The organism is Microbacterium sp. T2.11-28, from assembly GCF_950097975.1.
Taxonomy (GTDB): domain Bacteria; phylum Actinomycetota; class Actinomycetes; order Actinomycetales; family Microbacteriaceae; genus Microbacterium.
Map to the genome: position 1 here is coordinate 1 of NZ_CATNHF010000005.1, position 25583 is coordinate 25583.

22 protein-coding genes are annotated in these 25583 nt (G+C 73.1%); 4 read left to right on the forward strand and 18 right to left on the reverse strand.

The genetic code is table 11. The features are described from left to right. Positions 1-38: 38 nt before the first annotated feature. The 5 genes from helR to QQZ13_RS06000 all read right to left on the reverse strand — a co-directional run bounded on the left by helR (position 39) and on the right by QQZ13_RS06000 (position 7313). On the reverse strand, positions 39-2192 hold the full coding sequence (helR, locus tag QQZ13_RS05980; RefSeq protein WP_284528179.1) for an RNA polymerase recycling motor ATPase HelR: 2154 nt from the start codon (positions 2190-2192) through the stop codon (positions 39-41). Between the two features lie 155 nt (positions 2193-2347). Continuing rightward, positions 2348-2761, reverse strand: a complete 414-nt coding sequence (locus QQZ13_RS05985; RefSeq protein WP_284528180.1) for a GIY-YIG nuclease family protein — start codon at positions 2759-2761, stop codon at positions 2348-2350. Positions 2762-3178: 417 nt separating this feature from the next. Next, complete coding sequence (locus QQZ13_RS05990) at positions 3179-4552, reverse strand: aminotransferase class V-fold PLP-dependent enzyme (RefSeq protein ID WP_284528181.1); 1374 nt, start codon at positions 4550-4552, stop codon at positions 3179-3181. Then, complete coding sequence (locus QQZ13_RS05995) at positions 4549-6270, reverse strand: amidase (protein WP_284528182.1); 1722 nt, start codon at positions 6268-6270, stop codon at positions 4549-4551. Before QQZ13_RS05995 ends, QQZ13_RS05990 begins: the two co-directional genes overlap by 4 nt. Further along, positions 6267-7313, reverse strand: a complete 1047-nt coding sequence (locus QQZ13_RS06000; protein ID WP_284528183.1) for an agmatine/peptidylarginine deiminase — start codon at positions 7311-7313, stop codon at positions 6267-6269. The genes QQZ13_RS05995 and QQZ13_RS06000 overlap by 4 nt, the downstream gene beginning before the upstream one ends. Positions 7314-7380: 67 nt before the next feature. Here QQZ13_RS06000 and QQZ13_RS06005 point away from each other — a divergent pair, with 67 nt between their 5' ends. Next, complete coding sequence (locus tag QQZ13_RS06005; protein WP_284528184.1) at positions 7381-8049, forward strand: TetR/AcrR family transcriptional regulator; 669 nt, start codon at positions 7381-7383, stop codon at positions 8047-8049. A 6-nt stretch (positions 8050-8055) separates the two neighbouring features. Here the strand turns inward: QQZ13_RS06005 and QQZ13_RS06010 are convergent, their stop codons facing one another. The 4 genes from QQZ13_RS06010 to QQZ13_RS06025 all read right to left on the reverse strand — a co-directional run bounded on the left by QQZ13_RS06010 (position 8056) and on the right by QQZ13_RS06025 (position 14259). Next, positions 8056-9873 carry a hypothetical protein gene (locus tag QQZ13_RS06010; protein WP_284528185.1) on the reverse strand — a complete coding sequence of 606 codons (1818 nt, stop codon included), beginning with the start codon at positions 9871-9873 and terminating at the stop codon, positions 8056-8058. Positions 9874-10020: 147 nt separating this feature from the next. Further along, positions 10021-11385 (reverse strand): FAD-binding oxidoreductase, encoded by a 1365-nt coding sequence (locus QQZ13_RS06015; protein WP_284528186.1) that lies wholly within the window; start codon positions 11383-11385, stop codon positions 10021-10023. After that, positions 11382-12761 (reverse strand): aspartate aminotransferase family protein, encoded by a 1380-nt coding sequence (locus QQZ13_RS06020; RefSeq protein ID WP_284528187.1) that lies wholly within the window; start codon positions 12759-12761, stop codon positions 11382-11384. Before QQZ13_RS06020 ends, QQZ13_RS06015 begins: the two co-directional genes overlap by 4 nt. 10 nt (positions 12762-12771) lie before the next feature. Next, positions 12772-14259 carry a CoA-acylating methylmalonate-semialdehyde dehydrogenase gene (locus QQZ13_RS06025; protein ID WP_284528188.1) on the reverse strand — a complete coding sequence of 496 codons (1488 nt, stop codon included), beginning with the start codon at positions 14257-14259 and terminating at the stop codon, positions 12772-12774. Positions 14260-14339: 80 nt separating this feature from the next. Here QQZ13_RS06025 and QQZ13_RS06030 point away from each other — a divergent pair, with 80 nt between their 5' ends. Next, positions 14340-15944, forward strand: a complete 1605-nt coding sequence (locus QQZ13_RS06030) for a PucR family transcriptional regulator (RefSeq protein ID WP_284528189.1) — start codon at positions 14340-14342, stop codon at positions 15942-15944. 69 nt (positions 15945-16013) lie between these two features. Here QQZ13_RS06030 and QQZ13_RS06035 read toward each other — a convergent pair whose 3' ends face one another. The 8 genes from QQZ13_RS06035 to QQZ13_RS06070 all read right to left on the reverse strand — a co-directional run bounded on the left by QQZ13_RS06035 (position 16014) and on the right by QQZ13_RS06070 (position 24219). Beyond that, complete coding sequence (locus tag QQZ13_RS06035) at positions 16014-16355, reverse strand: cupin domain-containing protein (protein WP_284528190.1); 342 nt, start codon at positions 16353-16355, stop codon at positions 16014-16016. After that, on the reverse strand, positions 16352-17806 hold the full coding sequence (locus QQZ13_RS06040; RefSeq protein WP_284528191.1) for an FAD-binding oxidoreductase: 1455 nt from the start codon (positions 17804-17806) through the stop codon (positions 16352-16354). The genes QQZ13_RS06035 and QQZ13_RS06040 overlap by 4 nt, the downstream gene beginning before the upstream one ends. A gap of 13 nt (positions 17807-17819) precedes the next feature. Next, complete coding sequence (locus tag QQZ13_RS06045) at positions 17820-19490, reverse strand: amidohydrolase (protein WP_284528192.1); 1671 nt, start codon at positions 19488-19490, stop codon at positions 17820-17822. Positions 19491-19566: 76 nt separating this feature from the next. Further along, the gene (locus tag QQZ13_RS06050; RefSeq protein WP_342395260.1) at positions 19567-20475 is read right to left on the reverse strand and encodes an ABC transporter permease; all 909 of its coding nucleotides are present in this window, start codon (positions 20473-20475) and stop codon (positions 19567-19569) included. After that, on the reverse strand, positions 20472-21419 hold the full coding sequence (locus QQZ13_RS06055; RefSeq protein WP_284528193.1) for an ABC transporter permease: 948 nt from the start codon (positions 21417-21419) through the stop codon (positions 20472-20474). Before QQZ13_RS06055 ends, QQZ13_RS06050 begins: the two co-directional genes overlap by 4 nt. Further along, a complete protein-coding gene (locus tag QQZ13_RS06060; protein ID WP_284528194.1) occupies positions 21412-22599 on the reverse strand; it encodes a spermidine/putrescine ABC transporter substrate-binding protein in 1188 nt (395 codons plus the stop codon). Before QQZ13_RS06060 ends, QQZ13_RS06055 begins: the two co-directional genes overlap by 8 nt. Positions 22600-22680: 81 nt before the next feature. Beyond that, positions 22681-23841: an ABC transporter ATP-binding protein gene (locus QQZ13_RS06065; RefSeq protein WP_284528195.1), complete on the reverse strand. Its 1161-nt coding sequence runs from the start codon at positions 23839-23841 to the stop codon at positions 22681-22683. A gap of 219 nt (positions 23842-24060) precedes the next feature. Then, a complete protein-coding gene (locus QQZ13_RS06070) occupies positions 24061-24219 on the reverse strand; it encodes a hypothetical protein (RefSeq protein ID WP_284528196.1) in 159 nt (52 codons plus the stop codon). A gap of 278 nt (positions 24220-24497) precedes the next feature. Between QQZ13_RS06070 and QQZ13_RS06075 the strand changes: the two genes are divergently transcribed. Further along, a complete protein-coding gene (locus QQZ13_RS06075) occupies positions 24498-24773 on the forward strand; it encodes a hypothetical protein (protein ID WP_284528197.1) in 276 nt (91 codons plus the stop codon). A gap of 91 nt (positions 24774-24864) precedes the next feature. Then, complete coding sequence (locus QQZ13_RS06080; protein WP_284528198.1) at positions 24865-25188, forward strand: ATP-dependent DNA ligase; 324 nt, start codon at positions 24865-24867, stop codon at positions 25186-25188. Between the two features lies 1 nt (position 25189). On the opposite strand, the gene QQZ13_RS06085 is transcribed toward QQZ13_RS06080, so the two are convergent. After that, positions 25190-25552 (reverse strand): hypothetical protein, encoded by a 363-nt coding sequence (locus QQZ13_RS06085; RefSeq protein WP_284528199.1) that lies wholly within the window; start codon positions 25550-25552, stop codon positions 25190-25192. Between the last annotated feature and the right edge of the window lie 31 nt (positions 25553-25583).

The window sequence follows — 25583 nt, forward strand, 5'->3', positions numbered from 1 at the left end:
GGGCTCGGCGCAACGCGCGCGCGGCGCCGCCGCAGCGCTCACGAACGGAGGAGCACGAGTTCGCGCGTGGAGCGGGTCATCGCGACGTAGCGGTCGACCGCGCCCGTCAGCCCGTCGCCGAACCGCTCCGGGTCGACGAGGACGACGAGGTCGAACTCGAGCCCCTTCACAAGGGGCGGCGGCAGCACGCGCACACGCGGGACGGAGGCCGTCGGCGCGCCGCCGATCACGACCGCGGTCCCCTCGGCGTGCGCGTCGAGCCATGCGGCGAGCACGCCGTCGAGCTCCGCGGCCGCCCCCTCGCGGACCGGGATGCCGGCGCGGCGCACCGACTGCGGCACGTTCGCGTCGGGGAGCGCGGCCCGGATCACCGGCCCGGCGACCGCCATCACCTCCGACGGCGTGCGGTAGTTGACGGTGAGCGAGGCCCGCGTCACGCGCCGGAGGCCCACGCGCGTCAGGCGCTCCTCCCACGACTCGGGGAAGCCGCCCCGCGCCTGGGCCCGGTCGCCGACCACGGTGACGCTCCGCGACGGGCACCGCTGCAGCAGCATCCGCCACTGCGCATCGGTGAGCTCCTGCGCCTCGTCGATGATGATGTGCGCGAACGGACCCGCCAGCGCGTCGGGATCGGACGCGGGCAGCGCCGCCTCGTCGACGAGGGAGTTCCGCGCATCCTGGCCGCGCAGGATCGACATCAGCAGGAGGTCGCCGTCGTCGGCGGCGACGAGCTCGTCGACGACACGGGCGCGGACCTCGCGCTCGGCGGCCAGGCTCGCCTCGCGCCGGCGCCGCGTCCGCACCTCCTCCGGGTCGCCGATGCGCCGGCGCGCGGCGTCGAGCAGCGGGAGGTCGCCGACCGTCCAGGGGTGCCCGGCGCCGGGTTCGGCGGGAGGGCGCTGCAGCAGCGCGCGCGCATCGTCGTCCAGCCACGGCGCGCAGTGACGCAGATAGCCCGGCACCGCGTAGAGATCGGCGACGACCAGGGCGGGGTCGAGGATCGGCCACGCGCGGGAGAACGTCCGGCCGAGATCCTCGTCGCGCGCGAGAGCGCGGCGGACGTGCGCCACGGTGACGCCGTCGTCCTCCTCGGCGCCGTGGAGGTCTGCGAGGCGATCCAGGAGCTCGGCCCACACCTGGTCGCGCGCCTCGTTGTGCGTCAGCGCCGGATCCGCCGCCTCGAACGCATCGGCCCAGTCGGCGCCCGTCACGAGGACCTCGCCCCAGGGCGTCTCGACGAGGAGGTCGCCCGTCGGCGGACGCTCGTACCAGCGGACGGCCGGCTCGACCGCGTCGACGAGACGGCCGTCGGTCTTCAGCGCCGCGACGGCGGGATCGACCTCGTCGCCGGCCGCGGCGCCTTCGGCCACGAGGTCGCGCAGCGTGCACACGCGCACCCCCTCTTCGCCCAGGCTCGGCAGCACGTCCTCGACGAACGAGAGGTAGGGCGCGTGGGGCCCGACGACGAGCACCCCGCCTTTCCCGGGGCCCATCCGCGGGTCCGCGTACTGCAGGTAGGCGGCGCGGTGCAGGGCGACGACGGTCTTGCCCGTGCCCGGGCCGCCGTCGACGACGAGCGCCCCCGGGGAGTCGGCGCGGATGACGGCATCCTGATCGGCCTGGATCGTCCCGAGCACGTCGCGCATCCGCGCCGACCGGCTCGCGCCGAGGCTGGCGATGAACGCGCTCTGGTCGTCGGGCGACAGACCGGCGTCGTCGCCGTCGGCGAAGACCTCGTCCCAGTAGTCGACGATGCGCCCGTGCGCCCAGCGATAGCGTCGGCGGCTGCGGATGCCGTGGGGGTGGGCGAGGGTGGCCGCGAAGAAGGGCTCCGCGGCGGGGGTGCGCCAGTCCACGAGCAGGCGCTCGCCGTCCGGGGAGGTGACCCCGAACCGGCCGATGTAGAGGGCGGCGCCGTCGGCGTCCACGATGCGGCCGAGGCAGGCGTCGATCCCGAACCGGTCGAGGGTGCGTCGTCGCGCCGAGAGGCGGTGGATCTCGAGGTCGCGCTCCAGGGCCGCCTCGCCGTGCGCCGCGGCCCGGCGCCGCAGCTCGTCGCGCCGGGACGTCACGGCGAGCCGCTCGGCATCGAGCGCCGCGGCGATGGCGGCGAACCGCGCGGCGTCGGCGCCGATGCGCTCGGGGGCGGACTTGGCGGCGAGGAGGGCGGGAAGGGCGAAGACATCGGGCAACGAGGGAGCCTCCGATCGGGGAACGGCCGACCAGTATGCGCCGCCGGGGGGCTCTTGCCGCAAGCCCCCGGTCGGGCGATATCCTGGACATGGCAGGAGGCGTGCGCGTCTCCTGCTTTCGCATGTCTGGCCGCCGATCCCGCCCGCCGCGCGCGTCAGCCCCGGTAGGCGTCGGCGACCCAGCGCGCGTAGGCGTCCCAGGGACGGATCCCGCCGCTGAGGCCGGCGATGTGGGCCGTCAGCCGCGCATCGGCGCGGAACCACTCGCCGCCCTCGCGGAGGTCGGCGAACTCGCGATGCCGCTGCTGCTCGAGGGTGCGGTCGCCCCGCTCGAACGCCAGCAGCTCCTCGTGGAGGATGGCCGTCAGTCGCTGGCGCGGCTGACGCGAGGTGCCGATCTTGATCCGCTCGCGCCATCGCAGGTAGTAGACGACGTCGATCCGAGGCGGCGGAAGGTCCGGATCGGGGGCGTCGCCGACGCGCCAGTCGCAGACGGCGCAGTGCCACCGTCCGTCGCGGCGGATGCCGTCGCGCGCGCCGCACAGCAGGCACGGCTGGGGAAGGGGCATGTCCGCACCGTAGCCGCGGCCTCCGACGCTGCCGGCTGGGGAGTGGGTGGCAGTGGTTGTCGGGTTCGGGGCGGGGTGGCGACCACGAGTGTCATCTGATCCGTGGGGCGGGCCGGCCGATCTGCGGAACCGACCGCGCGCGGTGTAGCAGAACCGCCGGGGGTGAGTCAACGGGTGGGCGCCCGCGTCGCGGCGGCCATACAGTGAAGCACGCAACAACGGGTGGGACGCGGTCGAGACCGCGGCGTTCGGGTCGTCGCAGTCTCCCGCGTCCAGCCGGAGAGGGTCCCACCGTACGGGCTTCGGTCGGGGCCCTCTTCGCGTGCCCGCCGGACCGCCCGGCACCGCCCCACCGCCCGCCCGCCGGCCCCACCGGCCCGCCCCGCCCCACCGCGCCGCACCGGCCGCACCGGCGGCTCAGTCCATCGTGTCGAGGATGGCGGTGAGGTGCTCGAAGGTGGTGCGCGGGTTCACGAGGGCGAACCGCGCGTTCGTGCGGCCGCGGTGGCTGCTCGGGGTCACGAAGGCGTGCTGGTCGTCGAGCAGCCGCGACGACCACGCGTCGTAGTCGGCCTTGCTCCAGCCCTCGCGCTCGAACACCACGACCGACAGCTGCGGGCGGCGCACGAGCGTCAGCCCGGGTCGCCGGTCGATCTCCTCGGCGATGCGCTGCGCCAGGGAGAGGGATGCCGTCACCGCCTCGCGGTAGACGCCCGCGCCGTAGGTGGCCAGCGAGAACCACAGCGGCAGTCCCCGCGGCCGCCGCGTGAGGTGGGCCGCGTAGTCCGATGGGCTCCAGTCGCTCTTCTCGGTGAGGGTGTCGAGGTACTCGGCGTGCTGGGTGTGGGCGCGTCGGCCGAGCTCGGGGTCGCGGTAGATCAGCGCGCAGGCGTCGAACGGGGCGAACAGCCACTTGTGGGGATCGACGACGAGCGAGTCGGCGTGCTCGACGCCGGCGAACAGCGGCCGGGCGGTGGGCGAGAGCATCGCCGCGAGCCCGTAGGCGCCGTCGACGTGCAGCCAGAAGTCGTAGCGGTCCTTGAGGGCGGCGATCCCGGCGATGTCGTCGACGATGCCGAAGTTCGTGGAGCCGGCCGTCGCGACGACGGCGAAGACACTGTCGCCGTGCTCGTCCAGGGCCGCCCGGACCGCCGCGGCCCGCAGCACGCCGTCGTCGCCGGGCGGGACGGCGACCACCTCGATGTCCATGACCCGCGCCGCCGAGGCGATCGACGAGTGCGCCTCGGCGCTGCAGACGACCCGCCAGCGGTCCGGACGCGGCCCCTCCGCTGCCTGAGCCTGCCGGAGGGCCCGCGCGGCCACCAGGGCCGAGAGGTTGCCGAGCGTGCCGCCCTGCACGAACACGCCGCCCGCTCCGCGGGGCAGTCCGAACTCGTCGGCGAGCCAGCGCAGCACCTCGTTCTCGGCGTGCACCGCTCCGGCGCCCTCGAGCCACGATCCGCCGTAGAGCGCGCTCGCCGAGACGACGAGGTCGAAGGCGGCGGCGGCCTTCGAGGGCGCGGACGGGATGAAGGAGAGGTACTGCGGATCGTCGGTGGTGATGCAGGCCGGGGCGAGCACATGCTCGAAGACCGATAGCGCCTTGCGCGCGCCGATCCCGCGCTCGTCGATCGTGCGGCCCGCGAGGCGCGACAGCTCCGCCGCCGACAGCGGCTTGTCGAGCGGGGTGTCGTCGGCGAGCAGGCGCTGGCGGGAGTAGTCGAGCACGAGGTCGACGATCGTCCGTGCCTCGTCGCTGACCTCGTGCATGCGGACGGCGTCGGTGGTCATGAGTGCTCCTGGTTCGGGCGGGCAAGAGGCGGGGTGAGGGGCGGCGCGGCACGGCGGGGGGCGATCGCCTCGAAGGCGGCGGCCAGACGCAGCAGCGCGCTGTCGTCGTAGGCGCGGCCGGCGAAGGTGAGGCCCACGGGCATCCCGATGTCCTCGAGCAGCCCCATCGGGACGGTGACGGTGGGGATGCCGAGGTGGCGGACGGCGAGGTTGCCGTTGGCGATCCACGTGCCGTTGCGCCACCCGATGTCCGCCGAGGCCGGGTTCACGTCCATGTCGGCGGGGGCAACGTCGGCCACGGCGGGGAAGACGACGGCGTCGAGGCCGAGGTCGTCCATCCACTCCTCGAGATCGCGGCGGCGGGTCTCCTCGAGTCCGCGCAGGCCGTCCTCGAGCTCGGGGATGTCCTCGACGGTGACGCCGGGGTGCGCGCGCACCCAGGCGGGGTACTCGGCGATGTCGTCGTCGAAGCCGGTGTAGCGGTCGGGGAGCGCCCCCGGCGGGGCGGGGAAGATCTCGGCGCCGTCGATGCCGGCCAGGGAGCGCAGCGCCGGGTCGCCGTTGGCGGCGAGGAAGTCCTCCCACGCCCACGCCGACAGGTCGACGATCTCCCGTCGCAGGTACGCCGGGCTCACCAGGCCGCGCGTGAGGATCGTGGGTTCCCCGGCCCGGTCGCCCTCGTACCGGGAGACCACCGGGAAGTCGACCTCGACGACCTCCGCACCGGCCCGCTCGAGGTCGCGCCGCGCCTGTCGCCACAGGGCGACGACGCTCGGCCGGGGCACGATCGCCTGCCCCGTCGGCCCGCCGATGCCGGTGGCTCCGACTCCGGCGTCGGGGTCCGTGCCGAGGTACATCCGCGGGACGCCGATGCGGGCGCCGGCGACGGTCGCGCCGTCGGCGAGGGCGGGATAGGAGGACGGTCGCACGGCAGAGGCCGCCGGGAGCGGCACCCACGGCTGCGCGCGCCAGAAGTCGCCGCGGGTGCGCGCATCGTCGGCGACGATCACCTCGAGCACGTCGAGCAGGTCGGCCATCGTGCGGGTGTGCGGCACGACGACGTCCATCGTGGGGACGAGCGGCCAGTTGCCCCGCACCGAGATGACCCCGCGCGAGGGCGTGTAGGCGCACAGCGCGTTGTGGGATGCGGGCCCGCGGCCGCTGGACCAGGTCTCCTCGCCCAGCCCGAACGCGGCGAAGCTCGCCGCCGTCGCCGTTCCCGAGCCGTTGGAGGAGCCCGAGGCGAACGGTGCGGTGAGGTACGCGGGGTTGTAGGGACTCTCGGCGCGTCCGTAGAGCCCGCGCTGCATGCCGCCGTTGGCCATCGGCGGCATGTTCGTGAGGCCCAGGCAGATCGCGCCGCCGTCGCGGAGCCGCTCGATCGTGAACGCGTCGTGCTGGGCGACGAGGTCCGCGAAGGCGGGCGAGCCGGCCGCGGCGGTGAGCCCCGCGACGAGGTAGCTGTCCTTGGCGGTGTAGGGGATCCCCTCGAGCGGCCCGCGGGCCTCTCCGCGGGCGCGCCGCTCGTCGCTGCGTGCGGCCTCGTCCCGCGCGCGGGGATTGCGCACGACGACGGCGTTCAGCGCGGTGGGCGTCGCGGGGCCGTCGTAGGCGTCGATGCGTGCGAGGTAGGCGTCCACGAGCTCCACCGCGGTGGTCCCGCCCGATTCCAGCGCGGCGCGCAGCTGCGCGATCGAGGCCTCGACGACGTCGATCATGCGCCCTCCGCCGCGGGCGTCGTGCGGGGCTGCTGCTGGGTGATGCAGTGGATGCCGCCGCCGCGGGCGAAGATCTCCCGCGCGTCGACGGTCACGACCTCGCGTCCGGGGTAGGCCTCGGCCAGGATCGCGGCGGCGTCCGCGTCCGCCTTCTCCTCGCCGAACCCGCAGGCGATCACTCCGCCGTCGACGACGAGGTGGTTGACGTAGCTCCAGTCCACGAAGCCCTCGTGGTCGCGCAGGGTCTGCGGGGCGGGGAGGTCGACGATCTCGAAGGGGCGCCCCGCGGCGTCGGTCTGCGCCGCCAGCAGCGCGCGAAGCTCGCCCGACACCGCGTGATCGGGGTGGGCGGCGTCGCGCTGGTCGTGGAGGAGGATCCGGCCGGGGGAGGGGATCGTGGCCACGATGTCGACGTGGCCGTTCGTGCCGAAGTCGTCGTAGTCGCGGGTGAGCCCGCGGGGGAGCCAGATCGCGTGGGTGGCACCGAGGGTGCGGGCCATCTCCGCCTCCACGCGCGCCCGGTCGGCGTACGGGTTCCGGCGCGGGTCGAGCTGGACCGTCTCGGTGAGCAGCACCGTCCCCTCGCCGTCGACATGGAGGCCGCCGCCCTCGTTGACGAGCACGGAGCTGACGAGCTCGGCGCCGGAGGCCGCAGCCACGATGCGGCCGTGCTCGGCCGACAGCCGCCACTGCGCCCAGGCGGGTGCGCCCCAGCCGTTGAAGATCCAGTCGACCGCGCCGAGCGCTCCGGTCGTGTCGTCGACGACGAACGTCGGGCCGGAGTCGCGCATCCAGAACTCGTCGACGGGAGCCTCGAGGAGCTCGATCTCGGCAGGGAGCATCCGGCGCGCGCGAGCGGTCTCACGCGGGTCGACCACCATGGTCACCGGCTCGAACCGCGCGACGGCCGCGGCGACCGCCGTCCACGCCGCGTAGCCGGCCTCGCGCTCGGCGTCCGAGGCGCCCAGCGTCTCGCCCTCCGCGGGGAAGGTCATCCACGTGCGCGCGTGGGGCGCCGTCTCGGCCGGCATGCGCCAGGGCATGGCGTCTCCTCGGTGGTTCGGTCTAGGGTATTGATCACGCGATCAACAAAGGGAGCGTATCCAGCCGATGTCGACCCCGTCAACCACCTCGTCCCGCCCGGCCGCCCCCGCGCCGTCCCGCGCGCCGCGCACGCGCAAGAGTCCGGACGAGCGCCGTGCGGAGGTCGCCGACGCGGCGCGCGCGATCGCGCTGGAGCAGGGGCTCGCCGCCGTGACGCTGCGTGCCGTCGCCGCCCGCGTCGGGGTGGCTCCCGGCCTGGTCGCCCACTACGCCCCGAGCATGGACAACCTCGTCGCCGACACCTTCGGCGACCTCGTCGCGGCGGAGCTGCACGAGGTCCTCACCCTCGTCCGGCGCGAGCAGCCGGCGCCGCGCCGACTCGGCCTCCTGCTCGAGACGCTCCTGGACGGCTCGCGCGCCGACATCACCCTCGTGTGGGTGCAGGCGTGGGCCATGGGCGCGGGCAGCGACGTGCTCGCCCGGCGGGTGCGCACGGAGATGGACGACTGGCAGGCCGCGATCGCGGCGGAGATCTCCCGCGGGATGGACGACGGGTCGCTCGTCCCCGGCGACGCCACCGGGATCGCCTGGCATCTGCTCGCCATGATCGACGGCCTGAGCGCGCACTCGCTCGTGCGGTGGAACGACCGGCCCGACCGGCTCACGCTCGCCGCGCGCGCCGTCGCCGGGCTCCTGGGGGTGGAGCCCGGCGCGCTGGCGCGTGGCGAGGTGTGACCCGGGCTACTTCGCGGGCTTCAGGGTGAACACGAACGACGAGCCGGGCACGAGGACCGTCTGCGCGATCGTCTGCCCGGTGCCGCGGTAGCGCTTGCCCGAGGTGGTCGTGTACGACCGCTCGCGGGTGATCACGTCGACGCGGTGGTTGGCGTCGAGCGCGCGCACCAGACCCGGGAACGAGGTGGCCTCCTCGTCGTAGTCGTACGGGGCGCGGGGGACGCTCAGGCTCACCACGACCGGGCGGGCGTTCCTCGGCACCGCCGCGGTGAACGTGGCGTACTCGGTGACCCGCTTGGCTCCGGGGACCGGCGTCAGCACGGCGCGGAACGTGTAGGTCTTGCCGGCGGGGACCGTGCTCATGCTGTTCCGGGAGATGTTCTTCCACGTGCCGCCGGTGAGCATCTGCACGCCGCTCAGCTTCGCCGCGCGGTATCCGTCGGTGAACCGGGCGCCGATCTTGACCCCCGTGATCTGCACGTCCTCGAAGGGGTTCGTCTGCAGCGCGGCGATGTCGTCGGCGAGGTCCCATCCGACGAACTCGCTGAAGGACTCCGTGCTCGAGTAGCGGTTGGTGTTGCGCAGGGTGCCGGTGGCGCCGCTCTCGCGCACGTACGAGATCGTCCACGTCACGAGCGCCGAGCCCTCCCACGCGTTGTCGAGCAGGCGGAGTGCGTCCGCGCTGAGCTGCGCGGCGGCGGCGGGCGCCAGCAGGAGCTTCTCGGAGATGTGGCTGACCGCCGTCCCGCGCTGCGACCCGGCAGCGGTCGTCGTCGTCACCGGGATGGTCGGGGTCCCGGCGCCGAGCGTGCCGCGGACACCCGCGAGGCGGTCCTCGACGAGCTTGCCCTTGACCTTGCCGATCGCGCCGACCAGCTTGTACGAGCTGCCGAGGTCCGGGACGATCCGCGCGGCGGACGCGCCGTGGATGTTGGCGCTGAGCGACGAGTTCCACTCGTTGGGGTGGCCGAAGGCGAAGACGTCGTCGCCGCAGACGGCGGTGACGGTGCCCACGCTGGCCGATCCGACCGCGCCGTAGCCGAACGAGACGGCGATGTTGCCGCCCGCGACGATCGGGTAGTCGGCGCCGTCGTCGACGCCGCCGTCGATCACCAGTCCGCCCATCGAGGCCGGGCGGTAGCCGGGCACGTCGCGCGCGAGGCGACGGGACTGGGCGTCGAGGGCGGCGGCGGTGGTCCCGAGGGTCACGCGGACGGGCTGGAGCTGACGCATCGTCGTGCCGCCGAGGGACTTCGGCGTCTCGCCCACCGCCGACGCGACCTGGCGCAGCGCGGACGGCGAGAGCGGCTGGGACAGCGGGAGGTCGCCGATCGACTTCATGTAGGCGGCGGGCGTGACGCCGGCGACGTTGTCGGCGAGCGAACTGAATCCGTACGCGACGGCGCCGATCAGCGCACCGTCGGCGTCGTACACGGGTGATCCCGACGCCCCGGCCCACACGCCGGCCGCGGGCGACCCGGCCGTGCCGTCCACGACATCGCCTTCGAGCTTGACGAGCAGGAGGTCGCGGGGGTTCCCGGAGGCGTCGTAGCCGAGCCCGTTGTCGAGCTTGCCGATGTACTCCCCGGTGAAGGTGGTGGGCGTGACGCCCTTGACCGTCGAGCGCCAGGTCACGGCCTGCCCGTCGGAGAGCCCTGAGATGGGCGCGATGGCGAGCTCCTGGCCGGGAACGTCGCAGAACACGTCGGGGTCGGCCGGCGCGGCCTGGACGGGAGCTGCCGTCGATGCTCCGACGAGCGCGGCGAGCAGCCCGGCGACGAGAGCGGCACGCGCGCGTGCGCCACCTCGGGTGGATTCGGTCATGACGATGTTTCCCCTCTGCGGATCCCGTGGCGCGGACAGGTCGTTCTGTGGCGCGTGGGTTCCTGCCTACCACGGGCAGGGGCGCGTCTCCAGCAATCAGCCCGGGAGAATCTCGTGGCGTGGCACCGGGGCGGGCACGGAGCCTGCTCAGTGCCCGCGCCCGGAGACGACGTCGGCGAGGCGGGCGATCGGCGACGTGCGCTCGCCGCCGCGGCTCTCCCACCGATCGGCCAGGTGGTAGGCCGCGTAGAGGCCCTGCACCGCGGTCCACCGCAGCGGCTCGACCTCCCACCGCCGCGAGCGGTGGCCGACCCACGGCAGCGACACGAGGTCGGTGTCCCGCCCCAGCACCAGGTCGGCGAGGGTCCGGCCGGCGAGGTTCGTCGTGGCCACGCCCGTCCCGACGTACCCGCCGGCCCAGCCGAGGCCCGTCGCCGGGTCGAGCCCCACGGTGGCCGCCCAGTCGCGCGGGACGCCGAGCACCCCCGACCAGGCGTGCTCGACCGGCACCCGGGCGGCCCCGGGGAAGAACTCCCGCAGGAGCGCGGTCAGCGCGCGCACGGTGCGCTGCTGCGTGCGGCCGTCGGCGTCCACGCGGGAGCCGTAGCGGTAGGGCACGCCGCGACCGCCGAACGCGATGCGGTCGTCGGCGGTGCGCTGGGCGTACATGTAGACGTGCGCGAGGTCGCCGAGCGTCGCGGCGTCGGCCCAGCCGACCTCGTCCCAGAAGTCGGCCGGGAGGGGTGCGGTGACCACCATCGACGAGTTCATCGGCAGCCAGGTGCGGTGCTGACCGGACAGGCCCGGGGTGAAGCCCTCGGTCGCCCGCAGCACATGGGCGGCCCGCACGGTGCCGCGGTCGGTCACGGCACGGCCCGGCTCGATGGTGCGGACCGTCGTGTCCTCGTGGATGGTGACGCCCAGGCGCTCGACGGCGTCCGCGAGACCGCGGGCGAGCTTCGCCGGGTGGATGCGGGCGCAGTGCGGATGCCACAGCCCGCCGAGCGCCCCCGTCACCCGCACGTGCGCGGCGGTGCGACGCGGCCCCCACAGCTCGACGTCGGTGTGGGGCCAGGACGCCTCCTCCGCGTGCGCGGTGCGCAGGCGCGCGAGCTGCGCCGGCGTGCGGGCGACGTTCAGCTCGCCGCCCTTGCGGACGTCGGCGTCGATCCCTTCGGCGCCGGCGACGCGGATCACCTCGTCGACGGTCTCGTTCATCGCCTGCTGCTGACGCGCCCCGCCCGCCCGGCCGTAGCGGGCGCGCCCGCCCGTGACGCTGTTGGTCAGCCAGCCCCCGTTGCGGCCCGAGGCGCCGAACCCGGCGAAGCGCTGCTCGAGCACCGTCACCCGCAGGTCGGGCTGGAGGGTCTTGAGGTAGTAGGCCGCCCACAGCCCCGTGTAGCCGGCGCCGACGATCGCCACGTCGGCGTCCCGGTCGCCGGGCAGCGGCGGGCGCCCGGCGGGCAGGCCGATCTGCTGCCACCAGAACGAGACGCCGCCGTTGCCGGTCATGCCGTGCTCGGCACCGCCGCCGCGTCCATCGCGGCGTCCGCGACCTCGAGGGCGCGGTCGATGATGTCGAGCCCGCGCACCAGGTCGTCCTCGGAGATCACGAGCGGCGGGGCCACGTGCACCCGGTTGAAGTGGGTGAAGGGCCACAGGCCCGCCTTCTTGCAGGCGGCGGCCACCGCCGTCATGGGCGCGGCATCCGCACCGCTCGCGTTGAAGGGCACCAGCGGCCGGCGCGTCTCGGGATCGGCGACGAGCTCGATCGCCCAGAAGAGCCCGCGGCCGCGCACCTCCCCGACCGACGGGTGCCGGGCCGCCATCTCGGCCAGCCGCGGACCGACAACGCGCTCGCCGAGGTCCCGGACGCGCTCCAGGATGCCGTCGCGGGCGAACACCTCGAACGTGGCGACCCCCGGCGCGCACGCGAGCGGGTGACCGGAGTACGTGAGCCCGCCGGGGAAGGGGACCGTGTCGAAGTGGGCCGCGATGCGGTCGGAGATCACCACGCCGCCGAGCGGCACGTAGCCGGAGTTGACGCCCTTCGCGAAGGCGATGAGGTCGGGCACGACGTCGAAGGCCTGGAAGGCGAACCACTCGCCCACGCGCCCGAAGCCCACCATCACCTCGTCGGCGATGTAGACGATGCCGTACCTGTCGCACAGCTCCCGCACGCCCGGGAGGTACCCCGGCGGCGGGACGAGGACGCCGTTGGTGCCGACGATCGACTCGATGATGATCGCGCCGATCGTCGACGCCCCCTCCAGCACGATCGTCTGCTCCAGGTGGGCGAGGGCGCGCTCGGTCTCCTGCTCGGGGCTGTCGGAGTGGAAGGGGGAGCGGTACGCGTAGGGCCCGAAGAACTTCGCCACGGAGCCGTCGGCCGGCTCGTTGGGCCACCGCCGGGGATCGCCCGTCAGCGAGATCGCCGTGGACGTGTTGCCGTGGTAGCTCCGGTACATCGAGAGCACCTTGCGCTTGCCGGTGTACAGGCGCGCCATGCGGACCGCGTTCTCCACGGCGTCGGCGCCGCCGTTGGTGAAGAAGACCTTCTCCATGCCATCGGGGGCGACCTCCGCGATGCGGCGGGCCAGGTCGCCGCGCACGTCGTTGGCCATCGAGGGCTGGATGGTCGCGAGACGGCCCGCCTGCCGCTGGATGGCGGCGACGAGGTCGGGATGCTGATGGCCGAGGTTGAGATTCACCAGCTGCGAGGAGAAGTCGAGATAGCTCGTGCCGAGCGCGTCCCAGAAGGTGGCGCCCTCGCCGCCGGCGACGGGGAGCGGGTCGATGAGGGCCTGCGCGCTCCACGAGTGGAAGACGTGGGCGCGGTCGTCGGCGCGGGTGCGGGCGTCGGCGTCCGGATCGGAGAGGGGGGTCATCTGGTCGTCCTCAGTGGTTGCTCGGGAAGCCGAGGCTGATCTGGCTCTCGCTCGGGTCGGGCCACCGCGTGGTCACGACCTTGCTGCGCGTGTAGAAGTGGATCGACTCCGGCCCGTAGATGTGCGAGTCGCCGAACAGCGAGTTGCGCCACCCGCCGAACGAGAACGCCCCGACGGGCACGGGGATCGGCACGTTGACGCCGACCATGCCGACCTCGATGTCGAACTCGAACTGCCGCGCCGTGCCGCCGTCGCGCGTGAACACCGCGGTGCCGTTCGCGAACGGGCTGGTGTTGACGAGGTCGACCGCCTCGTCGTAGTCGGCGACGCGCACCACCGAGAGCACCGGGCCGAAGATCTCGTCGTCGTACACCCGCATGCCCGGCCGCACGTGGTCGACGAGGGAGACGCCGAGGAAGAAGCCGTCGCCGTCGAACCGCTGCGCGGTGCCGTCGACGACCACGGTGGCCCCCTCGCCGGCCGCGCCCGTCACGTACGAGGCGACGGCGTCGCGATGGGCGCCGGTGATCAGGGGGCCCATCTCGCTGCCGGGGTCGGTGCCCGGGCCGATCCGCAGCGTCGCCACCCGCTCGGCCACCTTCGCGACCAGCGCGTCGGCCACGTCGTCGCCGACCGCGACGAGCACCGAGACGGCCATGCACCGCTCGCCGGCCGAGCCGTAGGCGGCCGACACGGCGGCGTCGGCGGCGGCGTCCAGATCGGCGTCGGGCATGACGACCATGTGGTTCTTCGCGCCGCCGAGGGCCTGCACGCGCTTGCCGTTCGCGGCGGCCCGGGCGTAGATCGACCGCGCGATGGGCGTGGAGCCGACGAAGCTCACCGCGCGCACCTCGGGAGCGTCCAGCAGGGTGTCGACGGCGACCTTGTCGCCCTGCACCACGTTGAGGACCCCGGGCGGCAGGCCCGCCTCCTCGTAGAGGCGCGCGAGGAACAGCGACGCCGAGGGATCCTTCTCGCTGGGCTTGAGCACGACCGTGTTGCCGCACGCGATGGCCGACGCCGTCATCCACAGCGGCACCATGACGGGGAAGTTGAAGGGGGTGATGCAGGCGACGACGCCGACGGGCTGCTTGACGGAGTGCACGTCGACGCCGCGGGACACCTGCTCGGAGCGCTCGCCCTTGAGCAGGTGCACGAGACCTGCCGCGAACTCGACGTTCTCGATGCCGCGGCTGATCTCGCCCTTGGCGTCGGAGAGCACCTTGCCGTGCTCGCTCGTGATGATCGCCGCGAGCTCGTCGGCGCGCTCGACCAGCAGGTGACGGAGCCGGAAGAACACGTCGGCGCGCTTGATGAGGCTCGTCGCCCGCCACGCCGGCAGGGCGGCGGCGGCCGCGGCGACCGCCGCGCGCGTCTCCGCCTCCGACGCCAGGGCGACCTCGTGCTGGACGCGCCCGGTCGCCGGGTCGTAGACCTCGCCGGTGCGGTCGGCGGTACCGGTCTCGGCTCCGGCGACATGGTGGCGGATCAGGCTCATGGGGTCCTCCCGGACAGAACGACCGGCGTCGTCTAGGCTGTGGCGAGTCCCAGTGTTGCAGAGGCAGAGGGGTCGTCACGGTGCCTGAACGTCGCGAAGAAGGAGCGATCCATACGGATCGTCCGACGGCGCACGAGAGCCTGCCCGCGGTGCGCGAGGTGCTCACGCTCGAGGCCGTCGAGGCGGGGATGCCCGACATCCTCGTCGGAGGGGCGAGCCTCGACGCACGCGTGCGGTGGGTGCACGTGTCCGACAGCGCCGGGGTCGCCCGCCTGCTCGACGGCGGCGAGCTGCTGCTGTCCACGGGCTCCTCGTGGCCCGACGAGCCCGACGAGCTCGCGGCGTTCATCCGCGGCCTCGTCGAGGTGGGGCTGTCCGCCCTCTTCCTGGAGCTCGGGACCCACTACCGCTACGCCCCCGCCGTCGTGGTCGAGACCGCCCGCGCGCTCGGGCTGGCGCTGGTCGTCCTCCGCCGCGAGGTGAAGTTCGTGACGCTGACGGAGGCCGTGCACCGCCGCATCATCGCCGAGCAGACGGCGGCGCTGCGGGCCCGCGACGACGTGCGCGCCCGCTTCACGGCGCTCGCCCTGCGGGGCTCCCCGGCCGACTTCATCGTCCATCAGCTCGCGCAGACGCTCGGTGCGCCGGTGATCCTCGAGTCGCTCGCGCACGACGTCGTGGTCGCCGAGGTCCCGCCCGCGCGGGAGGAGGAGGTGCTCGCCCGGTGGGAGGTGCGCTCGCGGCTCGCGCACCGCGATCCCCGCAGCGACTGGCTCATCGTCCCGGTGGAGGCCCGCGGCATCCGGTGGGGCTATCTCGTCGCGCTCCCGGGACCCGTGCACCCCGCCGGGCGGTCCGCGGTGCTGGAGCAGGGGGCGATCGCGCTCGCGCTCGGACGGCTCACCGACGGCCAGGTCGACGAATGGGCGCGGATCGGGCAGCGCCAGCTCGTGGAGGGCCTGCTCACCGGGCGCTTCGCCAGCCACGGCGGGGCCCTGGCCCGGCTCGAGGCGGCGGGGCTGCCGGTGGACGGGGCGCGCCTGCACGGCATGGTCGCCGCCGGCGTCGACATCGAGGCCGACGCCGCCGCCGCGGCCGTGGCGGCGCTCGGCGGGCGGGTGCTGGTGGGGGGCAGGATCAGCGGCGCGGGGGTGACGCTGCTCGTCTCGCTGCCGTCGCGCACGGTGCTCGACGAGGCCGCCGCGCTGCGGCTCGCCGACGCGCTCACGCCGCTGTCCACCCGGCTCGTGCTGTCGATCGGCTCGCCCGCCACAGGCGTCGAGGGCGCCCTGGCCTCGCTCCAGGAGGCGATCGACCTCGCGCGCACCCCCGTGGCCCGCCCCGCGCGCGGTCCGCACGTGCGCCGTGCCGAGGACCGCCCCCTCGCCCGCCTCGTGACCGCGCTGCGCGACGACCACCGCGTGCTCGACCACGGCGAGCGCATGCTCGCCCCGTTGATCGAGTACGACCTGGCGCGCGGCGGCGACCTGCTCGACGTGCTGGCGGCGATGCTCTCGCATCCCGGCAACCGCACGGCGGCGGCCACGGCGTCCCACCTCTCGCGCTCGGTGTTCTACCAGCGGATCGCGCTCATCCAGGAGCTGCTGGGCGTCGACCTCGACGACGGCGAGGTGCAGACGGCGCTCCATCTCGCCATCCTCGTGCGCCGCTCCGCGGTCCACTGAGGTGCCGCGGCCGCCGGCGGGTGACGGCCGGGGCGACGGCCGGGACGAGGGCGAGGACGAGCGCGGCGGCTAGGCCAGGTACACCTTGCGCAGGGTCTCGCGGACGGTCCACACCGTCTGCATGCCGGACTCGAGGCGCACGATCGCGCCGGGGACGAGCTCGATCGCCGGGAGCGGCGGGTCGACGAACTCCACGGTCGCCGATCCGGCGACGACGACGAAGACCTCGTCGATCTCGACGTCGCGGAGGGCGCCGGGGGTCATCTCCCACACGCCCATCCCCATGTCCTCGTCGAGGTCGACCGATCCGGTCGCGGGCGCCCCCGAGACCACCTGGGCGGGGGGTGCGGGTGTCAGCGGCACCTCGACGTCGGAGACGGCCAGGACGATTCCGGGATCCAGTTCTGTCACGAGTCAAACCCTAGCCCGAGGGCGTCGAGCGTCTTCAGCAGCAGGTTCCGGCGACCCTCGTGGTGGTCGGCGCGATCCATCGACCAGCGCGTCGCGTGGATGCCGATCGCCGCGGCGGGCTCGGGCGGGAACGGCAGCGGACGGCGGCGCACCATCTGCAGCGCCGTCCGCTCGGTCTCCGTGCCGTCGAGGAGGTCGAGCATCACCTGCCCGGCGAACCGGGTCGAGCCGACGCCGAGGCCGGTGAAGCCCGAGGCGTAGGCGACGCGGCCGTCGCGGGCGGTGCCGTAGAAGGCGGTGAACTGCGTCGAGCTATCGATGGCGCCCGCCCACTGGTGGCTGAAGCGCAGGCCCTCGAGCTGCGGGAAGGTCGTGAAGAAGTGGCTCGCGAGCTTCGCCCACACGTCCGGACGGTTCTCGTAGCGCGGGTCGACGCGGCGGCCGTAGTGGTAGAGCGCGTCGTACCCGCCGAAGAGGATGCGGGCCCCCTGGCCGTCCTGCCCCTGCGACGGACGGTAGTAGTGGAACTGGTTCGCCATGTCGCCGATCCCCTGACGGTCCCGCCAGCCGATCGCCTCCTGCTGCGCGGGCGTGAGGGGCTCGGTCATGAGCGCGTAGTCGTACACCGGCACCGTCATGAGCCGGTTGCGCCGCAGCAGCGACGGGAAGACGTTCGTGGCGAGCACCGCGTGATCGGCGTCGACCCGCCCTCCGTCGGTGAGCACGGAGACTCCGCCGCCGCGGGGCGTCTCGATCCCCGTGGCGCGCGAGCGCTCGAAGATGCGCACGCCGCGCTCCTCGGCGGCGCGGGCGAGCTCGGCGGCCAGCCGCGCCGGGTGGACGAGGGCGCACGTGCGCTTCTCCCAGATGGCCGCCAGGTAGGTCGGCGACGCCACCGAGGCCCGCACCGCCGCCTCGTCGAGGTACTCGACGTCGGGGTCGCCCGCCGCCTCCGCGCGCCATTCGTCGAGCCACGCCAGCTGATGGGGCTCGATCGCGGGGGCGAGCTGGCCGGTGCGCTCGAACTGCACGTCGAGTCCGAGCTCGGCGACGGTCTGCTCGATCTCGTCGAGGTTCTGCCGGCCGAGGCGCTCCAGGGTGTCGATCTCGTCGGGCCAGCGCCGCGCGCCGTTCTCGTGCCCGTGGGTGAGGCTCGACTCGCAGAATCCGCCGTTGCGGCCCGAGGCCGCCCAGCCCGTGCGGGCCGCCTCGACGATGACCACCCGGCGCCCGGGGTCGCGCAGCACGGCGAGCAGGGCGGTCCACAGCCCCGTGTAGCCGGCTCCGACGATCACGAGGTCGGTCGTCTCCACGCCGCGCAGCGGCGCGCGGTCGGGGCGCAGGGAGGCGGGCAGGTCGTCGATCCAGAAGGATCCGCTCCGCGTCTGCTCGAGGCTGTGCGCGACGACCGATGCCGGGGGCGCCTGCCGTTCGAAGACGGTCGTTCCCATGGGGGTCCTTTCGTCAGGCATCGTCGGCGGCGTGCACGCGGACGCCGCCGACGAAGGTCTGGAGCACCCGGGTCGCGCCGATCCGATCCGCGGGGCCCTCGAAGGGATCGCGGTCGAGCAGGGCGAAATCGGCGGCCTTGCCGACCTCGATGGTCCCGGTGCTGTCGTCGAGGTGGTTCACCCACGCCGAGCCCGCCGTGTAGGCGGTGAGCGACGTGGCGAGGTCGATGGCCTGCTCGGGGAGGAACGGCTCGTAGTCGCCCTCCTCGTGGCCGGGCGCCGCCTGGCGGTTGACCGCCGTGTGGATGGCCGCCATCGGGTCGGGAGTGGACACCGACCAGTCGCTTCCGGCGGCGAGCACCGCGCCGGAGCGCAGGAGGTCGCCGAACGGGTACTGCCAGGCGTCGCGCGGCGCACCGAGGAACGGCAGCGTCAGGTCGACCATCTGGGGCTCCAGCGTGGCCCACAGCGACTGCATGTTCGCCGCGACGCCCAGCCGGCGGAAGCGCGGGATGTCGTCGGGGTGGATGACCTGCAGGTGGGCGATGTGGTGGCGGCCGTCGCCGCGCCCGTTGCGGGCGATCGCGTGCTCCACCGCGTCGAGGCATTCGCGCACGGCGCGGTCGCCGATCGCGTGGAAGTGCACCTGGAAGCCGAGGGCGTCCAGCTGCGGCACGGCCTCGTTCAGGATCTCCGGTGCGACGAACGAGATGCCGGAGTTGTCGGTCGGATGACCGTGGCCGTCGTGGTACGGCTCGAGCATGGCGGCGGTGAAGTTCTCGGCGACGCCGTCCTGCATGATCTTCACGCTCGTCGCCTGGAAGCGGCCGTGACTGAAGCGCTCGCGGCGCTCGACGAGGGACGGGATCTGCTCGAGTCCGGCGGTGCGGTCCCACCAGAGCGCTCCGACGACGCGGCCGGTGAGCGTGCCGTCGATCGCGGCCTGCCGATAGGTCTCGCCCTGATCGACCAGGTCGCTGTAGTCGCCGATGATCGCGTCCTGCCATGCGGTGATGCCGAAGGAGTGCAGGTAGCGCTGCCCGGCCAGCAGGGCCTCGCGCAGGAACGCGGGCGACGGGTCGGCCACCAGTCGGTTGACCAGCGACATCGCGCCTTCGTGGAGGGTGCCCGTCGGATGGCCGTCGGCGTCCCGCTCGATCCGTCCGTCGGCGGGGTCGGGGGTGTCCCGGTCGATCCCCGCACGTCGCAGCGCCTCGGAGTTCACCCACGCGCCGTGGCCGTCGCGGTTGGGGAGGAAGGCGGGACGGTCCGGGAGCACGCGGTCGAGGGCGGCCGCGGTCGGCGTGCCGCCGGGGAAGGCGGACATCGCCCAGCCGCCGCCGAGCACCCACTCCGAGCCCTCCGCGCCGGTGGGCGGATGCGACGCGGCATAGGCGGCGACCGTCTGCAGGTACTCCTCCTCGGTGGACGCCCCGCCCAGGTCGCAGCGCAGCAGCTCGAGCCCGCCCGAGACGGGATGCACGTGCGCGTCCTGGAAGCCGGGCACGAGCATGCGCCCGCGCAGGTCGACGACCTCGGTGCGCGCGCCGATGAGCTGGCGGACGTCGTCGCCGCCGACGGCGACGATGCGCCCGCCCCGCACCGCGACGCCCGTCGCGCGCGAGCGGACGGCGTCGGCCGTGAAGACCGCCCCGCCGACGAAGACCAGTTCTGCGTCCGTCATCCGCGTTCCCTCTTCCCGTGGGCGCCGGTGCCCATCACTCGGTTCCCCTCACTCGGTGCTCATCCGTCGGCGGCCGTCAGCCGCCGCCCATCGTGCGGGCGATGTCGGTGGCGGAGTCGCCGGCGCGGCGCAGCACGAGGGCGACGACCGCGAGGGCGATGAGGGTCAGCAGCAGCATGATCGTCGAGACCGCGGCGACCTCGGGGCGCAGGCCGGAGCGCACCGCCGAGAGCACGTACACGGGCCAGGGCGTGGTTCCGGACACCTGCACGAACGCCGCGACGATCGTGTTGTCCAGGCTGAGGGTGAACGCCAGCAGGAATCCGGCGAGCACCGCGGGCATCGCGAGGGCCAGCGTCACCCGGCGGAACGTCGTCAGCGGCAGCGCGTAGAGGTCGCTCGAGGCCTCCTCCAGGTTCGCCTCCTGTCCGATCAGCCGGGCGCGCACGAGGTAGGAGACGACCGCGGTGGCGAACAGCGAGCTGCCGATCGACAGGCGCACGATGCCGTCGTCGAAGATCGGCATGCCCCAGTCCTGCCCGAGGGTGACGAACCAGGGGAGCAGGGCGACGGCGTCCACGATCTCGGGCGTCACCGACACCAGCAGCAGCAGTCCCAGGAACCACCAGACCCAGCGGCCGGGGTGACGGGCCATCGCGATGCCGGCGAGCGTGCCGAGCGTCGTCGCGATCACCGCCGAGATGAGTGCGGTGACGAGCGAGACGCGCACCGCGTTCTGGACGGCCGGCTTGTCGAGGATCGTCCGGAACGCGTCGAGTCCGAAGCCGTCGAAGGAGACCAGCAGCCGTCCGGTGTTGAACGAGTAGATGACGATGACGATGATCGGCGCGAACAGGAACAGCAGGACGAGCACGCCCCACACGTTCAGCGCGATGTCGGTCCACGACCGGTTCGCGCGCCGCCCGCTGCCCAGCATGGATCCGTCGCGCTGACGCAGGATCGTCTCGGTCTTGGTCGCGCTCACGAGGTCACCTGCGTCTCGGCGTCGGCGCGCGCCGGCGCGGGCGCGGGGGTCGCCGCGGGGGCCGCTCCCAGCACGAGCCGGTTGCGGGAGCGGAACGGGAGCGCGACCAGCCACAGCACGGCGGCCGCCGCGGCGATGGTCAGCGCGATGACGAGCATCAGCACCACGGCCATGGCCGAGCCCAGTGCCCAGTTCTGCGCGGTCTGGAACTGGCTGGCCACCAGCTGGCCCACCATGTTGCCCTTGGCGCCGCCGAGCACGGTCGCGGTGATGTAGTCGCCCATGAGCGGGATGAACACGAGCAGCACGCCGGCCACGACCCCCGGCCGCGACAGCGGCAGCGTCACCCGGAAGAAGGTGCCGACCTTGCCGGCGCCGAGGTCCTTGGACGCCTCGCGCACGGCGGGCCCGACGCGGTCGAAGGCCACGAACAGGGGCAGGATCATCAGCGGCAGGTAGTTGTAGACCACGCCGATGAGCACCGCGGTGCGCGTGTAGAGGAGGTCGAGCGGCCCGTCGAGGAGCCCCAGCGACTGCAGCGCCTGCGACATCCACCCCTCGGGGGCGAGGATCACCTGCCAGCCGATCGTGCGGATGAGGAAGTTCGTCCAGAAGGGGATCAGCACGAGCGCGATGAGGATGCCGCGTCGCTCCGGGCGCACCTTGAAGGCCATCCAGTACGCCACCGGCGCGCCGATGAGGAAGCACAGGGCGGTGCCGAGCAGCCCCACCCACAGCGTGTTCGCGAACGTCGCGAAGAACGTCGGGGAGAGCGCCTCGAGGTAGCGGTCGAAGGAGAGGACGTCGTTGGCATGGGTGCCGAAGATGCCCGGCTTGTACCCGAAGCTGAACCAGATCACCATCCCCACCGGGGCGACGAAGAAGACGGTCAGCCACACCCACGCGGGGACGGCGAGGAGGCCCCCGAGGGATCTCCTACGCACCCGCGGCGGCCTTCATCTCGTTCCAGATCTCCACGCGCACCGTCTGGGAGTCGTTGAGTTCCTGCTCCTTCATGGCGGCCAGCTGGGCGTCCGAGAAGAAGATGAGGTCGGTCAGCTCCATGCCCGCGTCGGTCGCGCCCTGCTGCATGTCCTTGCCGCCGACGTTGTAGCCGATGTAGTCGAGGTTCAGCATGAGGTTCTCGGGCGTCATCGAGAAGTCGATGAAGGCGTGCGCGGCCTCGGGGTGGGGGGCGCCGGCGGCGATGGCCCAGTTGTCCATCCACAGCTCGGTCACCGGTCCGGGGAGCACCCACTGCCAGCGGTCGGGGTCGGCGGACTCCAGCAGGCCGAGGCGCGCGTCGCCGTTCCACGCCTGCATGAGCACCTGCGTGCCCTGCGGGATGGCGTTGGTCCCGGGGTAGGAGTCGAACGCGGCGATGTGCGGGGCGATCTCCTCCACGAGGAACTTCCGGCACGCCTCGAGCTGATCGGCGTCCTGGGTGTTCCAGTCGAGGTCGTTCGCCCAGAAGTAGGCGCCGATGATCCCGGCGGGGTCGTCGGACATGCTCGTCTTGCCGCTGGCCTCGTTCTGGGCGGCGTCGAAGAAGTCGCTCCACGTCGACAGCTCGCGCGTGATGATCGTCTTGTCGTAGACGAATCCGGTGGTTCCCCACGCCTTGCAGACCGAGTACTCGTTCTCGGGGTCCCATGCGCGTCCGAGCGCGGTCGGGTCCATGTTGGTGAGGTTCGGCAGCAGATCCTTGTTGAACTTGGTCAGCAGGCCGTTCTCGATCATCTGCGGGATGAACACGCCGGTGGGGACCACGATGTCGAAGCCCGACGTGCCCTTCGCGGCGATGAGCTTCGCGATCAGCTCCTCGTTCGAGCTGTAGGAGTCCAGGGTCACCTTCGGGCCGAGGTCGGCGGTGAAGGCCGAGACCACGTCGGGGGAGTCGTAATCCCCCCACGTGTACACCGACAGGGCGTCCTCGAGAGCGCCGCCGGAGGCCTGCGACGAGGGGCTCGTGGTGCTGCCGCCGGGCGCGCAGGCGGCCAGCAGGGCGGTGCCGCCGGCGAGGGCGGCCAGCGAGAGGAAGCGTCGCCGCGACAGTTCGGCGGCGATGCGCGGAACCGCGCTCTCGGGGGCGAGGATGCGCAGCGGGGTGCGGGACTCGGTCATCGGGGCCTCCAGCTCGGGTTGAGGTCGGGATCGGGTGGTGGTGGGTCTGGGGTGCGGCCGGTGCGGCTTCCTGCGGGTGGTCTAGACGGTCGGAGGGGCGATGTAGCCGCCCTCCTCGGCGGCGTGATCGGCGGGGAAGAGCAGCACGTCGCCCGGGGACCACGTGCACACCACCGGATCGCCCACGCGCAGGCTCGGCGCCTCGGGCGTGGGGCGGCGGACGATGAGGCTCTGGTCCTCGCCCAGCCGTACGAGGTACTGCATCGTCTCGCCGAGGTGCGAGATGCCGATGAGCTCCCCGCGCACCGCGTTCGTCTCGGCGAGCCCGCCCGCATCCGCCGCCGCGATCCGCACGTTCTCCGGCCGGACGGCTGCGGCCGCGGCGCCCCCACCGGGCAGGGGCGTCGCGGAGGATCGGACGACTACGTGCGGGGACGACACGGCGTCTCCGCCGGTGAGCGGCCCGTGGAAGAAGTTCTGCTGGCCGACGAAGGCCGCCACGTAGGCGGAGGCGGGGCGGGCGTACACCGTGTCAGCGTCGGCGAGCTGCTCGATGCGACCCTCGCGCATGATGGCGATGCGGTCGCTCATCGACAGGGCCTCGCCCTGGTCGTGCGTGACGAAGACGAACGTGATGCCGAGGCGGGACTGGAGGAGCTTCAACTCGAGCTGCATCTCCTCGCGCAGCTGCCGGTCCAGGGCGCCGAGGGGCTCGTCGAGGAGCAGGACCGAGGGGCGGTTGACCAGGGCGCGCGCCAGCGCGATGCGCTGCTGCTGGCCGCCGGAGAGCTGGGTGGGCCTGCGGTCGGCGAAGCGCCGCATCTGGACCATGTCGAGGGCGGCCGAGACGCGATCGCGGATCTCCGCCTTGGGCGTGCGCCGCTGCTGCATCCCGTAGGCCACGTTCTCGGCGACGGACATGTGCGGGAACAGCGCGTACGCCTGGAAGACGGTGTTCACATCCCGCTTGAAGGGCGGGGATCCGAGCACGCTCCTGCCGGAGATGAGGATGTCGCCGCGGTCGGGGTGCTCGAAGCCCGCGATCATCCGGAGGGTCGTCGTCTTGCCGCACCCGGACGGGCCGAGCAGCGACAGGAATTCACCCGGCTCGATCGTCAGCGACAGATCGTCGACGGCGAGCTGGTCGCCGTAGTGCTTCGTGACGCCCGCCAGCACCACCGCGCCGGGCCCGTGCTCTGCTGGTCCGGGCCGATCGATCGTCGTTTCGGGTGCCGACGTCACGCGTGCTCCGCTCCCCGCGCCAGGGTGGCGCGTGTGTGCGGCCATTCAATACGTCCGACCCGGAGCCCGCAATGATCACGGGGCCGAGCCGGACGAACCCTCCCGGCTGACCGGTCGCCCTGACAGATCGTCCGGGCGGGCGTAACGGAGCGGTAACACCACGGCCTCGCCGCCGACGCCGGCACGTGCCAGCGTCAGCGGCTCCGGCCGTACGCGCGGTCAGGCGTTTCTGCGCACGACGCGCATGAGCCAGGCGATCACGGCGACGATGATGATGACGAGCCCGATCCACAGGAGGATCTTCGCCGCCTCGACGAAGATGCCGACGAGGAGCAGGGCGATGCCGATGACGAGCAGGATGACAGCGAGTGAGGTCATGCCCTCACCGTGGCCCGCCCGCCGCTGCGGCTCAACCGGGTTGACAGGTCGTCGCCGCAGTGCAACGGCACCTGCATTGCGACGGCACACGCAGCGCCAGGGACCGTGCCGTGCCGGGGAGCAGGCGGCGCCGAGCAGGGGCGCGATCGGCTATCGGGGCGGGCGGCAGCTGTCAACCCCTTTGCCGGACCGGTGAGCGCGGGGTTGACTCGACAGCACTCAACGTTTCCCGCGCCCTGTGCGCCGCGTCCGCCGCGACACCACTCCGAGGTACCGAGATGAAAGACATCCTGATCGAGGGTCACCGGCTGCTGACCTCCGACGCGATCGCCGACGCCGTGATCGCGTACGCGACTCTGCTGCACGGGGCGGATCAGACCGATGTCGTCGAGTTCCCCACGGTGCACGACGGCGAGCTGTCCCAATGCTCCCTGCTGCTGAGCGGTCATGTCGGCGTCGCGGTGGTCGACGCCACCGACGTGCTGGCGCCGGCGCTGCCCGGTGCGGACGCGGCGGTCGCCGAGATCCTGCGCCGCACGGAGGCGCTGCGCTGACGGTCCGACGCGCCGCGGAGTCTCCGGGAGCGGGTCACCTGTATTAGCGTCGTTCCTGCGCGATCGCTCGCGCCCGACAGCGGAGGCTCCAGTGGGCAAGTTCATCTACGAGGGATCGGTGACGGTCGACTTCGACGACCGGGTGCTGGCGCACGTGCAGGTGGTCGTCGGGCAGAAGCTCCGCCGCGGCGAGGCCTTCCACTTCACGTGGCGTGAAGACCCGAGTGTCGGCGACGGACGCACGTCGGTGTGGCTCCACCCGTCGGCATCGCTCATCTACAAGTACTTCGGAAGCCGACAGCCGAGCCTCAACCGGGCGTGGCTGGAGGCACTGAACTACACCGCCAACTCGACCAACGGACTGCACGTCGTCCCCGAGCCGCCGGAGTCGAGCGCGACGGAGCAGACGGACTGACTCAGTCCTTCTCGGCCACCTCGACCGACTGGGGGGCCGTGTCCGGCACCTCTTCGCCGCCGTTGTCGATGTGCTCGGCGACGAGGGTCATCCCGCCCGACGAGTTGGCCGACTGCGCGAGCTCCTCGAGCCACTCTCGGCTGAGTTCCGGGTTCTCGGGGTCGTCGAAGACGAACCGGAGCGGAATGGACGGATGCAGCCAGATCGTGCTGCGACCGCGCTCCTCGTCATCGGGATGCGTCCACGACAGGGTGAAGCTCTCGCCTCGCCGGAGCTTGGTGGCGACGACGACCTTGAGGTGCGCGAGCGCACGGTCTTCGATGTGGATCGGCGTGGCCGATCCCCCGTAGTAGATAGTGCCCACGCTCGTACTTTACGCGGTCGGACCGGCTGTC